10 protein-coding genes are annotated in these 14605 nt (G+C 40.2%); 1 reads left to right on the top strand and 9 read right to left on the bottom strand.

Going from position 1 to position 14605, the window contains the following annotated elements; translation table 11 throughout:
- Positions 1-30 precede the first annotated feature (30 nt).
- Together NDQ71_RS20100 and NDQ71_RS20095 are read right to left on the bottom strand one after the other, a co-directional pair.
- Complete coding sequence (locus tag NDQ71_RS20100; RefSeq protein ID WP_192541502.1) at positions 31-1743, bottom strand: thiamine pyrophosphate-dependent enzyme; 1713 nt, start codon at positions 1741-1743, stop codon at positions 31-33.
- Complete coding sequence (locus NDQ71_RS20095) at positions 1743-2453, bottom strand: glutamate synthase-related protein (RefSeq protein WP_301563019.1); 711 nt, start codon at positions 2451-2453, stop codon at positions 1743-1745. The genes NDQ71_RS20100 and NDQ71_RS20095 overlap by 1 nt, the downstream gene beginning before the upstream one ends.
- Before the next feature lie 116 nt (positions 2454-2569).
- Between NDQ71_RS20095 and NDQ71_RS20090 the strand changes: the two genes are divergently transcribed.
- Entirely contained in the window at positions 2570-3787 is a 1218-nt protein-coding gene (locus tag NDQ71_RS20090) for an IS4 family transposase (protein WP_301562640.1), read from the top strand.
- On the opposite strand, the gene NDQ71_RS20085 is transcribed toward NDQ71_RS20090, so the two are convergent.
- The 7 genes from NDQ71_RS20085 to NDQ71_RS20055 all read right to left on the bottom strand — a co-directional run bounded on the left by NDQ71_RS20085 (position 3681) and on the right by NDQ71_RS20055 (position 14548).
- Positions 3681-4577: an FMN-binding glutamate synthase family protein gene (locus tag NDQ71_RS20085; RefSeq protein WP_301563018.1), complete on the bottom strand. Its 897-nt coding sequence runs from the start codon at positions 4575-4577 to the stop codon at positions 3681-3683. The two genes, NDQ71_RS20090 and NDQ71_RS20085, sit on opposite strands and share 107 nt — an antisense overlap.
- Before the next feature lie 569 nt (positions 4578-5146).
- The gene (locus NDQ71_RS20080) at positions 5147-7249 is read right to left on the bottom strand and encodes a TonB-dependent siderophore receptor (protein ID WP_192541251.1); all 2103 of its coding nucleotides are present in this window, start codon (positions 7247-7249) and stop codon (positions 5147-5149) included.
- A 217-nt stretch (positions 7250-7466) separates the two neighbouring features.
- Entirely contained in the window at positions 7467-9035 is a 1569-nt protein-coding gene (locus tag NDQ71_RS20075) for a PepSY domain-containing protein (RefSeq protein ID WP_301563017.1), read from the bottom strand.
- A complete protein-coding gene (locus NDQ71_RS20070; RefSeq protein WP_301563016.1) occupies positions 9035-9331 on the bottom strand; it encodes a hypothetical protein in 297 nt (98 codons plus the stop codon). Before NDQ71_RS20070 ends, NDQ71_RS20075 begins: the two co-directional genes overlap by 1 nt.
- On the bottom strand, positions 9328-9618 hold the full coding sequence (locus NDQ71_RS20065) for a hypothetical protein (RefSeq protein WP_301563015.1): 291 nt from the start codon (positions 9616-9618) through the stop codon (positions 9328-9330). The genes NDQ71_RS20070 and NDQ71_RS20065 overlap by 4 nt, the downstream gene beginning before the upstream one ends.
- A gap of 149 nt (positions 9619-9767) precedes the next feature.
- Positions 9768-11897 (bottom strand): TonB-dependent siderophore receptor, encoded by a 2130-nt coding sequence (locus tag NDQ71_RS20060; RefSeq protein WP_301563014.1) that lies wholly within the window; start codon positions 11895-11897, stop codon positions 9768-9770.
- Between the two features lie 395 nt (positions 11898-12292).
- Positions 12293-14548, bottom strand: a complete 2256-nt coding sequence (locus tag NDQ71_RS20055; RefSeq protein WP_301563013.1) for an acyl-CoA dehydrogenase — start codon at positions 14546-14548, stop codon at positions 12293-12295.
- Between the last annotated feature and the right edge of the window lie 57 nt (positions 14549-14605).

Raw genomic sequence — 14605 nt, 5'->3', positions numbered from 1 at the left:
AGCGATTGAGCATACCACTCTTGGTTTTTGTTATTTAATAAAATTATCTCTAATTAAGGAAATCACTTCATTTGAGCGACCATTAAGAACAGCTTTTATGCCAAATAAGGCAGTAGAAGCAACTTGGTTAGCCTCTATTTTAGGAGGCATTACTAATTCCATACGATTCACTTTAACTTCCAATAATGCAGGTCCTTTATGATCTAACCAAGCTTGCATCGTATCTGGGAGTCGCTCTGGCGTATCTACTTGCCACCCCTGCAAACCAATTTGTTCAGCTAATAAAGCAAAATTTGGGTTATGCAGACTCGTAAAGTTATCTAGTAGACCTTCAACTCGTTGTTCCATTTCAACAAATCCAAGAGATTCATTATTGAAAACCAATAATTTCACTGGGATTTGCTCTTGTACTAGTGTCAGTAAATCTCCCAATAGCATTGTTAAACCACCATCACCACACATCGCAATCACTTGACGCTGTGGGTATGCATTTGCAATACCCAAAGCTTGGGGATACGCATTTGCCATTGTGCCATGCAGTAGGCTTGTTAAGAATCGGCGCTCGCCTGTAGCCTCTAAATGGCGTAGTAACCAAACCATCGGACTCCCACCATCAGCGGTAAATATAGCATTTCTATCGGCTTTATCACTGAGTAATTGCGCTAGGTACTGAGGGTGAATTAGCTCACTCTCATGCCTTGCTTTTCCTTCATACTCTTTTTTGTCTTTGTGCCACTGCTCTAGTGCATTATTTAGATGAGAGTCATCACAGCGCTGTTCAAGTAAAGGCAGTAATGCCTCAATTGTATCAGCTACATCGCCCACCAACCCCAAATTGATAGGTGTACGTCTTCCTAAATGTTTCGCCTGTGTATCAACTTGAACAATTTGTGCATTTTTCGGATAAAACTGGGTATAGGCGAAGTCAGAGCCTAAACATAGCAATAGATCACATTCATCCATTGCTTGCATACCGGCCAAATTACCTAGTATACCCGTCATACCAACATTAAACGGGTTATTAGGTTCAACAAACTCTTTTGAACGAGAGCTGTGTGCAATAGGTGCTTTTATTTTATCAGCAAGCGCAATTAGTTGGTCATGTGCTTCACGTGCGCCAATCCCCGCATAAATCGTGATCCGCTTTGCACTATGGATCATACCCGCCAAGGCGTTTAAATCTGCATCATTTGGACGAATTACCGGTTGTGGTTGATGTACCGACCAAGCGATATCATCTTCAATTTTATTTTTAAATATATCGCCATTCACTACAACCACCGCGACACCTTGATGAGTTAACGCAGCTTGGGCCGCTTGGGCAACGATTCGTCTTGCTTGACTAGGATGATTAATACGCTGGCAAAAAACGGAACACTGATCGTATATCTTAGTTTGGTCTAATTCCTGTGGAAACCCCATGCCTTCTTCAGAGCTATCTACATTTGAAGCAATGAGTACTACTGGCGATCCGTTACGATGGCTTTCAAAAATACCATTAACAAAATGCAAGCTACCAGGACCACAGGTGCCGGCACACACAGCTAATTGCCTAGTCATATATGCTTCACCGCCAGCAGCGAATGCCCCCACTTCTTCATGGCGAACATTGATCCACTCTAGAGACGTTTTACTGATTGCATTAGTAAAGTGGTTAATTGTATCACCCACAATACCATAACAACGTTTTGCACCCGCTTTGATTAGCGTGTCAGCAATTACTTCGGAAACTGTAATACTCATTAATAATGCCCTCTATTATGTGCTGATAAAGTTTTTCCCATCGCTTGTGTTATGTCTCTAATGGGTTTGAATGTATCCGGTGAAGCCGCCTCCCACCAATCGCCATAGGCTGTATCTTTAGGTGCGTCAAGTAAGCTATTTGCAGGCAAAAGCGGGTGAATATCAATAATCGACTTAGATTGAGCAGCGTTAACACGGGTAATAATTTGATGCGGGTTAAGCTCGCTTGGGTGAATAACACCACTTGAGCCTACAATTTCAGCCAGTGCAGAGAGAGTTTTGGCATGAAAGCGAGCAGCGCGTTCAGATTGTATATCAATATCTAAGGAGCGTTGACGCTGCGGATCTTGTGTTGCAATGCCTGTAGGACAGGTTCCCTTGTCACAACGCCGCGCCTGAACACAACCAATCGAAAACATAAATGCACGAGCCGCATTGCACCAGTCAGCTCCTAAAGCAATGTGCTTTGCCATTCCCATACCATTATAAATTTTACCGCTGGCACCTAACTTAATATGTTTTCTGAGCCCTGTGCCCACTAACATATTTTGCATCATTACGAGGCCATCTTCTAAAGGCATACCAACCCAATCAGACAGTTCACTAGGAGCTGCACCGGTACCGCCTTCGGCGCCATCTACAACGATAAAATCAGGATAAATCCCTGTACTTAACATGGCTTTGCCTAATGCCATCACTTCATGAGGCATGCCAACACAGAGCTTCAGACCTAAAGTATCCCCAAAATTAGCCTTTATATATCAATGAACTAATAGTGTTAAAAAATATGGGTAGTGAGGGAACATTCATGGTGTTTTGTGATCTTATGAATCGCTTAAAAACAACAGAACTAAACACCATGAATGCGTCTACTATTTTGCACAATATGCTCCGCGCTGTCACCCCTAACTCTATTCATAAAGCCAGATTTAATACTCTAGTCGCTGCCGTTAAATCTCTTTTGCACTGTCAGCAATGCACCTTGACATCTATTGGTCGCAATTTGGATTCAAAAACAACTGAAAAACATGATATTAAACGTATTGATCGACTACTCAATAACCACGAGCTTTTGCGTGAGTCGACATCGGTTTATGTTCGCTTAAGCCGTTTTGTGGTCACTGAAAAGCATCCCGTCATTTTGGTTGATTGGAGTCATGCAGATACACAAACCAAATACTGTATTCTGCGTGCCAGCATTGCCAGTGAAGGTCGTTCTTTGACCCTGTATCAGGAAAGTGCATTCAGTTTTCAGTATCATTGCCCAAAAGTTCAAAAACGGTTCTTAAAGATGCTCAAACTGATTTTGCCGGGTGACTGCCGGCCCGTAATTGTGACGGATGCGGGCTTTAAAGTTCCTTGGCTCAAAGCCGTGCGAAACAATGGCTGGCATTATATTAGCCGTGTTCGAGGTACGGCACATTTGAAAACGCAGGGCAGCGATGAGTTTGTTCCATGCCAGTCACTATTCAAGAGCAATCAACGTAAGAGCCAGTATCTTGGCGCGACCGAGTTGACCAAAAGTGCAAAATATCAAACTCATGCAGTGCTGGTTGGCAAGGGACATAAGTTATTAAAAAGAGATAAAAAACGTGGTTATAAGGAGCCTTGGCTACTCGTTTCTTCTCTTCCAAAGAGGCACCACTTTCTCGAAAAAGTACTCAAATTATATGGTATGAGAATGCAGATAGAAGCAGGATTTCGAGATCAAAAAAGTGTTAGGTTCGGCTTAGGCTCAGATCTGCACAGGACAAACAAACTCTATCGATTAGACATACTGTTGCTGCTTGCCACACTGGCTCATTGGTTCTCAATGATGCTGGGTGCAGTGATAGACAAAGCAGGAAAGACAGGCGCTTTTCAAGCTAATTCAACCAAAAAAAGACGAGTAGTGTCATGGGCATTTGTTGGGCTGCGATACTTCAAAAAACAGTCCATTAAACTGCGACGGCGAGATTATTTGGCAGGACTAGCCTATTTCGTACAGGTGGTAGTGCAACTCGATTGGAAAAATATGGATGTGAGTGATGTAATTGAAACTTAATGATTATTTCTGGGGATCCCTTAGGCTTCAGACCTACGGGTTTATTGCCTGATAACTGACGCATATTTTGCGCAAATTCCAGAAGCTCAATCGGGGTTGAAAATGCAGAATGCCCTGAGGGAGACAAGCAATCTTGATGAATAGGCACTTGTCGCGCGTTGGCTATTTCTTGGGTTACTTTAGAGCCTGGCAACATACCACCATGACCCGGCTTTGCACCTTGGCTTAGCTTAATTTCAGTCATTTTTACTTGTTCGATTTGCGCTTGGTCAGCAAACTGACTAGGGTCAAACCGCCCCTGTTTATCACGACAACCAAAATAGCCAGTGCCTAGTTCCCATGCAATATCGCCACCGTGTTTTCTATGATATTTACTAAGCCCCCCTTCACCAGTGTCATGGTAAAAACCACCGATAGAAGCGCCCTTATTTAAAGCTTCTACGGCTCGCCCAGATAAAGCACCGAAGCTCATGGCCGAGATGTTTAATAAAGATGCGTTATAGGGTTGGCTAGACTGCTCATTACCTATTGTGACACGTGGTTTCTTATCAGGCTCTGCGCTTGGGGCCATTGAGTGGCACACCCATGTATAACCATCTTCACGGACATTTCGCTCAGTGCCTAGCGGCTGTGTATCACTTTTACCCTGAGCCCGATTGTAAATAAGATTACGCGCAGCAAAACTATATGGCGTCCCTTCTAAATCATCTTCTACAATGTATTGACGCAAAAATGGACGCAAATCATAAAAAATATGCCGTACCCATGCAATCACAGGGTAATTTCTCAAAAGTGTATTACTCTTTTGAAAACGGTCTCTAACGCCAAGAAAGGATAAAAGTGCAAGTATAATAATTAAACTGAGTGTCCAATAATTATATGAGTCAAAAATGATTAGAAACAAGGCTGTTATTGCCGCGCAAATAGGTAGAAAAGATCGTAGTACTAAATGAAAAAAAGACATGACTTGCTTCATGAGACTATTATCCTTTATCTAATTTCAGAAATAAAAGTAAACACGCTATCCAATTTGGTTATTAAATAACTTATCAACTATATTCTTCATTGACTGAACAAAAACTTAAACAAACTAAGGAATAATTTTCGTTGTTTAAGTTGGATAAATAAAAACAGAATTTAAACGGGCAATCTACTTAATCGGTCGCCTTTACATAATATTAAATGCGTCTGGTTGGGGTTGTAACTTATAACAAAATGGTTTTATCTGGGATTGGTATTAAACGGCACTATAGCACAGTCATATTTTACCGTCATAAAAGTGACTTCTCGTCATTATCTTCTTTTTTAGATAGCTTACCCGCTTTAACTTGCGGGTAAGCTATGATAAATAGAGAGTGGTTAAAACTGATACCTTACTGAAGCTTCAATATTACGTGGTGCGCCAAAGAAGCCTTGGTTATAAAAATCAATACTGGAGTAATATTTTTTATCAAACACGTTATTGATATTCATTTGGCCGCTAAACTGCTCTGTAAACTTGTAACGTACCATCATATTAACCAGCCAATAACTTGCTTGCTCTGCACGGTGAGCATTATTAGGACCTACATTTTCATTGTAGATTTCATTTTGCCAATGTGCATTAACACCAAATTTAAACGCTTCATTATAATCATACATACCTGAGAGCTTAACTAAGTGTTCAGGGTTATGGGTTGCAAAATCATCACCATTTTCATCTTCAGATTTAGTGTGTGCATAACTGAAATTAGCGTTAAATGAATCAGTTACTTGCCCCGAAATTTCCACTTCAAAACCTTTACTCTGCGTCCCTTCTTTCCCAATATATGGGAAACTACCGTCAGGCAATGGTTCTGTGAACGAAGGATCAAGTACTGCTACATTATCTTTTTCGACTTTGAATACGGCAGCAGTAACAAGTAGTCTCTCGTCAAGCCAGGTACTTTTTACCCCAGCTTCTAAATTACTGCCTTCAACTGGATCAAGACGTTGATCATTTTTATCTTTTGCATTTTGTGGCTGGAATATTTCTGTGTAGCTTGTATAAATTGATACCGCAGGTACAGGTGAGAACACAAGCCCGGCATAAGGAGTGTTAATGCCGGTTTGTTTGTAATTATCAGCACTGTCTACCTCATTTTCATAATCATAGCGACTAAAGCGGTTCCCTAGAACAAGGGTTAGCTTATCCGTTACACTCAGTTGTGTAGCAATATACGCCCCAACCTGCTCTTCGTTATTTTTTCCGGTAATAGCCGTATCTGCATAAGTAGGTTCAGATACACTGCCATCCCACTGTAAAAAGTTTCCAACGGGATCACCACTGATAGCATAAAATGAATCAGAAGTGACATGCTGATCACTTAAATTAGCCCCAACAATCAAGCGGTGCTGACGAGAGAACAACTCAAAAGGACCATCGGCGTATATGCGCGCACTATCCAAAGTACGATCACTTTGATAAATCATTGACGAACCACTCATACCAAGCCCGGTGTCTCGATCAGGATGCCCGCTTAAGTATAATAGTTTGCCATCCATTTTATCATCTCGGCGCTCATATTCAGCTCTCAACTGCCACCCATTTGTAAAGCTATGCGCTAAATTAACAAAGGCACTGGTATTATCGCGATCCCAATAGGTCCAGTTTGCTGCCGTTGTACTTGATATAGCTAAATCATCAGCAGATGAGCCATCAGCATAAAATAAAGGCAATGCTCCCCATGTAGAGCCTTTAGGTCTACGTTTCGCATGCTCTATTCCGATGTTCATCTCAGTATTCGCGCCTAAATCAAAACCCACCGTTGTATAAAGTTGAAGATTATCTTTTTCAGCTAAATCAACATGGCTTTTACCTTGATCAATACTCGCAGCAACACGGCCACGAATACTGCCATCGCTATTGAGTGGCGTGTTAAAATCACCTTCAAGTCTAACATTTTGCCATGAACCAACTTTCGCAGTAACGTAACCTTGTTGTTCAAAACCCGCTTTTTTACGGATCAAATTGATTGCCGCTGAAGGTTCACCTGCTCCAGATAGTAAGCCAGTGGCGCCTCTAACTACTTCCACACGCTCAAAAAGAATGGAATCAGATACTGCTTCTGAAAAGAAACTATTGTAAAAAACCGGTAAGCCATCATACTGAAAATTGGTAACGGGATTACCACGTGCGCTAAAGAAAAAACGGCTGGTTTCTGCTTTTTGAACATTGATCCCCGCAGCCATTCCCACGACATCTGCAACATTATCTAGTGCAAAGTCTTGAATTGCTTGCGCATCAATTACAGAGATAGACTGAGGAGTTTGTTGCACTGAAAGCATTAAGCCTGTAGCGCTGGTGTTGTATTCTAATCGTTGCCCTAACACCGAAATTTTTTCGATATTTGCTTCTTCTGCGTCTTGCTCACTTGCATACGTTACATTTGATATTGCTAATGTAATCGCAATAGATATGCTTGAAATGGTTGGATTAAACATGGACTCTCAAGTTAAATAAAAACAATTTGCACTTAGATTAACACTTCACTTCTTTAAGTGCAACTACAAATCGCCACAACCTATTGTTTTAATTAATAGCTATATTTAAAAATAGCTTAAGTAGTCTCATAACAAATGCCCGAAGAAGGGGTTATTTAACATAACCCCCTATAAAAGTTGAGATTGCAACAATTATTTTGCGTATGCTATAACTGACTTATAATGCCCAGATACTATTTCGCTCCCCAAAATAAGCACGGTGTTTAGTTTTAACTGCGCCGAATAAAAAAATCATTGCAAATATAAATGCAACAATGTCTAAGCTAAAATTGCTAAAGTGACGGTAAGCCCAATCTTGTTCGTTCGGTATTACTAACAACAGTAAAGATGTGACAGGAATACATATACAAGCTGCAAATAATGCTTTTTGTAAGTCAATGGCACTTTTAGCTGCACCTCGCACAAAACTATAAATTAGCGAACCAAAAAAAACGATGTAATAACACGTCAGGTAACTCTCGTTAATTGATATATTAATAAGATATAGCCATTTACTGGATAAAATAGCCACCACAACACCAAAGATAGACCCTAAACAGACTCCAACAGTTAGGTTTGCCATGAATTTATTTGCTTTAGTTTGCTCTCCTTGTTTCTGTCTTCTTTTTTCTAGCCAGAGTAAATTACCACTATAAAATAAAAACGCTCCTAACAAACCCATTATAAAATAAATCCAGCGACCTAAATCGCCTCCAATGCCGCCAAAATGCAAGGAGAAAAAACTAGCAACATAAGGCACATAATACTGCTCGTCGTTCATTGCTAAGCTGCTGGCCCTTACTTCAAATGTATAGGGGTTCATGTATATATAATCACCTGAATTATTACGCATCATGGTATGTTCGTTCATTAGGGTTACACCCAATGAAGGACGTGAAGATGTTAAGCCTGAATATTCAATGGATTCAACCCGATAACCATCAGCCAGTTGCTCTATTTTATTAAGGTGTGACTGGACAGAAGGCAGTTGATCTAGCTTGTATTCTACTGCAGAGTTTGCACCACGATTAAACATAGGTTGGTCGCTATACACAAGGCTTAGCCCATCGTACAACACATCATGAAATGCAAATACAATGACACTCCATGCGATTATGAAATGAAAAGGTAAACTGATAACACCAACTAAGTTGTGGGTGTCTAACCACAGCCGGTTTGCACCTTTACCTTTACGTAATGCAAAAAAGCTTTTAACCAAGGTCGGCAATAGAAAAATAATGCCCGACACAAGAGCTAAAAAATAAAGCACACAAGCCACGCCCAGCACCAGTACTCCCAAATCTTCATGACCTACTTTACCCACAATACCTGCAGTTCGATGGAGCATATCAATTAAATTACCTAGCTCATTACTAGGCTCTGCATGGGTAACTAACTCTCCTTGTGGTGACAAAGTCGCATGCATCAATACATCGTTTAAAGTTAACCCTCGCCCTCCACCTTTTTCATACCAAGTCATCGGAGAGAAATCTTGATCAAAATTAATTTTAAATTGTTGCTCTACTTTGGGTGATTGAGCCAACGCTTTTGCAATTAATTCATCATATAGGTCTCCTTCAATAGGCGGTAGATGATGAACGGGAGGAGTAGCCCAGTAGCTGATTTCGTCTTCAAACATACTCAGTGAGCCAGCATAAAAGCCAATAAATAGAACTAAACCAGCAACAATGCCTGTCCACGTATGTAACGATTGATACGTTCTGAGGATATCACTGCGTATTTTCATCACAACCACCTCAAAATAAAAAACACACCGTAGCTAATGAGATTAGCGAATAACAAGTAGATAAAGGCCTTTGCACCAGTTTTAAATAAGTAAGTCAAAGACAAGATTAATAGCCAAATGGGCGCTATGATCCACATATTAAATTGCACTTTAGCCGTAGCTGTTAAGCCTCCTGGACCAAACCATGCGAATATTGCGACAAAAGCGTAACTCAATGTTAAGCCCAATATGACGCCTGCAATGGTTTTAACCCACCAGTGAGGCTGAATTTTTTGTTCAGCAGTTAATCGACTCACACTTTATTCCTTTTATTGGTAGGCTTACTTTTTTTATTAAAAACTAACGGTAAAGTCATCAGCGGTGTGCAAATTAACATGATAGATATAATAAACAGCCATATAAAAAATGCAGCCGACAGAGCATAAACTTGTAACCATGCAAGCAATGCTAACAACCAAAAGAGGCCACCCACAATCCGCCATTTTTTCGGTAGTGGCTTTTTTTTAAAGCCTTGATTCTTATTAGTGAGATAAATAATGATGACACCAAGCACACTAAAGCTAAGAGCTAATATTAGCCACATATGAGAAACGTTCCTTTTTGTAATAAATCTCACGTACAAATAAGCTATATTTATTCAGAAAATACTGAACATTAGAATTGATTTATTCGTAAGTGAAGAACGGCCAATAAAACGCCCTTTATTGGCCTATGGGCTTGCATAAACGAATATTAGAAATCTACTTTTACTTTTAAAGCATAACTACTAGGCTCGCCAATGCGCATTCCGCCGTATGAATCAGCCGCCGCCCAATATTGTTTATCAAACAAATTATCTACCGTGCCAATTAAAGTGACTGTATGTTGATCAATATTAGTTTCATAACTAACGCCACCGTAAAACACCGAGTAAGAAGGCAGTTCCCATGTGTTATTGGCATCTAGCGTCGTTTTTCCATGGTATTTAGCACCCAGGTTAAGGGTCAACCCAGGAACAGACATCACATTATAATTTGTCTGTAAACTCATTTGATAGTTTGGTGTTCCTCCCACATCGTTACCTTGAACATCAGTACTGGTTTTATCATATTCAGCATTGAGTAACATAACATCACCATAGAGTGAAAACTGCTCTGTTACTTCTAACGCCCCACTAAATTCAAGTCCTTGATATAGGGTAACTCCATCTTGAATTAAAAAATTATCATTAGTAACCAATGTTGCACCACGCTCAATGCGGAACAAAGCAGATGTCACTGACCATCCTTCACCTGCGGTTTTCAAACCTAATTCATACTGCGAACTTTCGAGCGGAGGGAGTAACTCATCAGCATTTGCGTACTCAACACCCACAGAAGAAGTTTGCCCCTCAAAAGACTCAACATAACTTGCATAGATAGTCGTATTTAAGTTTGGTTTAAACATTAAGGCAATCGTTGGACTAATCTCTGTGTCTTCATAGTTTTCATGAGATCCAAAGTATTCGCTTGGTGTATGTTCAATCTTGTTAGATCTCACCCCTAGCAAAGCTTGCCATTGATCCGTTATAGAAATGAAATCACTCACAAAGAATGAGCTTTGCTTATCCTTCCACGCCATTGGCGCATCTTTTTTAAGCGCAGCTTGATATGTTGGAATATCAACGGGATTAAAGAGGTTGTCTGTGCCATATCCTCTCGTTTTTTTGCGACCAAACTGACCTGCATCATTTCGATACGTAGTCGCTTCTTGTTCTGATACACCGAACACTAGATTATGGGTAAGTCCCCCAGTCATGACTGTACCAGTAAGCGTTGCCTGTATTTGCTCATAATCTACATCAAAAAATTGCTCATAAAGTCCAATGCTTAAATCGCCATCACTATTAAGTAGACTCGCTAAAGTTTTTACCCATTGAGTTTCATTTTTAGAGTAATCATAATCAATTTTAGCGGTCCAATTATCATTAATCGCCCAGCTTAAACTTGAAAGCGCGATGAAGTTTTTATATTCATCAAAGGTACCATCCACACCGATACTACGAGAGCCATCAACCGTACTGGGTAACGTGTCAGTCGCGGCCATCTTGTTATCAAACTGAGTCCATGAATTCTCAATTAATCGGTCACTATAAATTAAATCGACAGTCCAAAGTAAAGAATCGGTTACCTGCGCATCAAAAGCAACAGAAGCGGTATTTCTATCAATGGTGCCATCATCTAAATACGTATCGCCTTCTTCTTTAACTAAATTCACTCTTAAACCATATTCATCATCGTCACCCATTCGAGAACTGGCATCGATGTGAGTACTTAGTACACTATCACTGCGTACACCAGCATCTACACTGACTGTATCGCTTTTAGCTTTTTTCGTTACATAATTTACAACCCCACCAGGTGCCGCCATACCATACATAAAACCTGTTGCCCCTTTCATTAAGGTTACTTGCTCAAATGCTTCATAGGGCAACTCACCGCTAAAACTATTAATAGACATACCATTAACTTTAAAGCTTTGTGTGTAATCTAGTGCTAGGCCCCGTACACGAATTGTATTACCAAACGCACTATAGGCACTGCCATCGACAGATACCGAAGCTTCACGACTAAATAAGTTATCTAACGTATTTACTTGACGGATCTCCATATCTTCTAAAGAAATGACATCCACGGAAAAAGGGGTATCAAGAATAGTTCGGTTACCTAAAGCGCCCCCATTATTACTTTCACTTAGTTCCGTCAATTTATGTCCAACAACACTGATGATTTCAATATCTTTGTCAACATCTTCTGCGCCCCAAACAGAACAGCTACTAACTGATACAGCTGCACATAACATAGCTAGCTTTTTTTTCTTGGAGGTTAAAATACTATTGTTCATTAAATTTAATTTCCATTTCATAATTAACTGCGAGCAGCACTTCAGTAAAAATACTTTCATTGCCTTTATAGAATCAAACAAATAAATGATAACCCAAATAATAACTATTGTCATGTACAATTGTATGATCGTTAAATTTTTTATATGAAAAAATTTAATGACTGTTTTTATCTTAGAGTTGAGCGGCTTGGAAACTATTTTAGGAGAAAGGGAAAAGTAAAGTTTGGTAGATCCTTTAGCTAAGATCATAATCTTCATAACTTAGTTAATTTACAAGCAAAGCAGCTATGATGATATGTGCTTCCTGAATCGGTAGCTTTAAGCCGAAAAACCCGTGCTAAACACGGGTTTTCGAGGATAAAGTCCTAAAACGACTGAGGACTTGCATTGTTGAATTACTCGTTTACCACGCTTTTAAGTGGATTCACGGGCTGTGCGTTTTCGTCAAGTAAGTTCATATCAAAATCAAACTCATCAACACGAATAGCTAGCTCACGCTTTTTGTTGTAATCAATTAGTTTTGCGTACTCTTTTTCGGTAATAATATTACCAACCAAAGCATTATCTAGCGTAGTAGCAAAACGTACACCTGGTTTGATAGCTTTACTACGCAAGGCTTTTTTAACCTTCGCAAGTAAATCTAAACACTCCATTTTTGCTTTATATGCTTGTTCGTTAATGTAATGGCCATCCCCCTCAATAGGTTTAACTAAATGGGTAATTTGCTTTTTAAATGCCGTATCAAGTTGCGCTTGTGTAGCTAATTCGCGAATTAAGTCATCGCTAATTTTTGGCATTTTAGTTGAGTAGTTCATAGTAATAAAACGCATAAACTTACGTGTGCCACTAGCTGGGAAATTATCTAAAAACTTATGTAATGCTTCTTCAGCGCTTTGAAGTGCAAAACGGGTTGCGTAATGGAAATACGGCGCGGCTTGCTCGCGTTCACTGCTTGCCACTTTTTGCTCATAATATTTAATTGATGCCATAGCAGCATATAAAAAGCTCATTACATCGCCTAAACGGGCTGATAGCATTTCTGCTTGCTTAAGTTTGCCGCCTAGTACCAGTAAAGAGAAGTCAGCGTATACTGCTAATTTTGCAGATAGTTTGTGTGCTGCTTTTTCATACTCGCGTACTTCTGGAAATGATGATTCTGCGCCTGCGGTAAATGGTAGAACGCCTAAGCGAAATGCGCGTAAGCTATTTGCTACGCTATAACCGACTGTTTTGCGTAAAATACGGTTAAATTCTTTATCCGCATTTTTATCTTCACTATGGATAGATTCAACCATCGATTGTAAATACGGGTGACAACGCATTACACCTTGGCCAAAGATCATCAAGTTACGTGTAAGAATGTTGGCACCTTCAACGGTGATGGCAATTGGCTGTGCAACATAGCCGCTTGCTAACGTATTTTGCGGGCCGTTCTGAATTGCTTTACCAGCTTGAATATCCATTGCTGAGTCAAGCACGTCGCGACCAATTTCAGTCATGTGATATTTTGCAATTGCAGTCACAACCGATGGCTTTAAGCCCATGCCTAAACCTTCGGTTGTAAGTACACGCATTGCTTCTTGTAGGTATGTTTTACCTGCAATATCAGCGAGTTTTTCTTGAATACCTTCAAACTGACCTATAGCCAAACCAAATTGTTCACGAACTGCTGCATATTCAGCAGCGCTTTTAAATGCCACTTGCGATGAACTAACACCTAATGCAGGTAATGAAATACCACGGCCAGCGCCTAAACAGCTAACCAGCATTTGCCAGCCACGACCGATGTTCTTTTGACCACCAATAATGAAGTCCATTGGTACAAATACTTTGTTGCCACGCGTAGTACCGTTGTAAAAACGAATACCCATTGGATCATGGCGATTACCAAGTTCAACACCTGGGTGCTCTTTTGGAATAAGTGCACACGTAATACCGAGGTTTTCTTTACCACCTAGCAAGCCATTTGGATCCACCACTTTAAATGCTAAACCAAGCACGGTGGCAATTGGCGCAAGGGTGATATAACGCTTGTCCCAAGTGATCTCAAGACCAAGTACTTCTTCGCCGTTGTACATGCCTTTAGTCACTGTGCCTAAATCTGGAATGCCACCTGCATCAGAGCCTGCTTCTGGGCTAGTGAGTGCAAAACATGGAATGTCACGGCCATTGGCTAGGCGTGGTAAATAATGTGCTTGCTGCTCTTTAGTACCAAAGTGCAGTAGTAACTCACCCGGACCTAATGAGTTAGGCACCATTACAGTTACCGCAACCGCAGAACTTTTAGTTGCGATTGTGCCAACAATAGTTGAATTTGCATATGGGCTAAATTCTAGACCACCAAACGATTTAGGGATAATCAATGAAAAAAAACGTTCTTTTTTCAGAAAATCTAAAATGTATTCAGGTAAGTGAATACCGTTTTGAATTTCAGTTTCGTCTATCATACCCAATAGCTCTTGTAATGGGCCGTCGATAAATGCTTGTTCATCTGCGCTTAATACAGCAGCAGGGACTGCGCGAAGTGCGTTGAAATCAGGCTTACCTTGGTAAATAGAGCCTTCTAACCACACATCACCCGCATCAAGGGCTTCTTGTTCAGTGATAGAAATACTTGGTAAAACTTTTTTTAATTTTGTACGTAAACTCATAATCAACTCATCCGACCAGACAATAATACCTACATTACGTCATAAAATGAACAATAG

Source organism: Pseudoalteromonas sp. KG3 (genome assembly GCF_030436385.1).
Lineage (GTDB): Bacteria > Pseudomonadota > Gammaproteobacteria > Enterobacterales > Alteromonadaceae > Pseudoalteromonas > Pseudoalteromonas prydzensis.
Note: the sequence above shows the minus strand (reverse complement) of the source record. Positions and strands in the feature narration are given on the sequence as shown.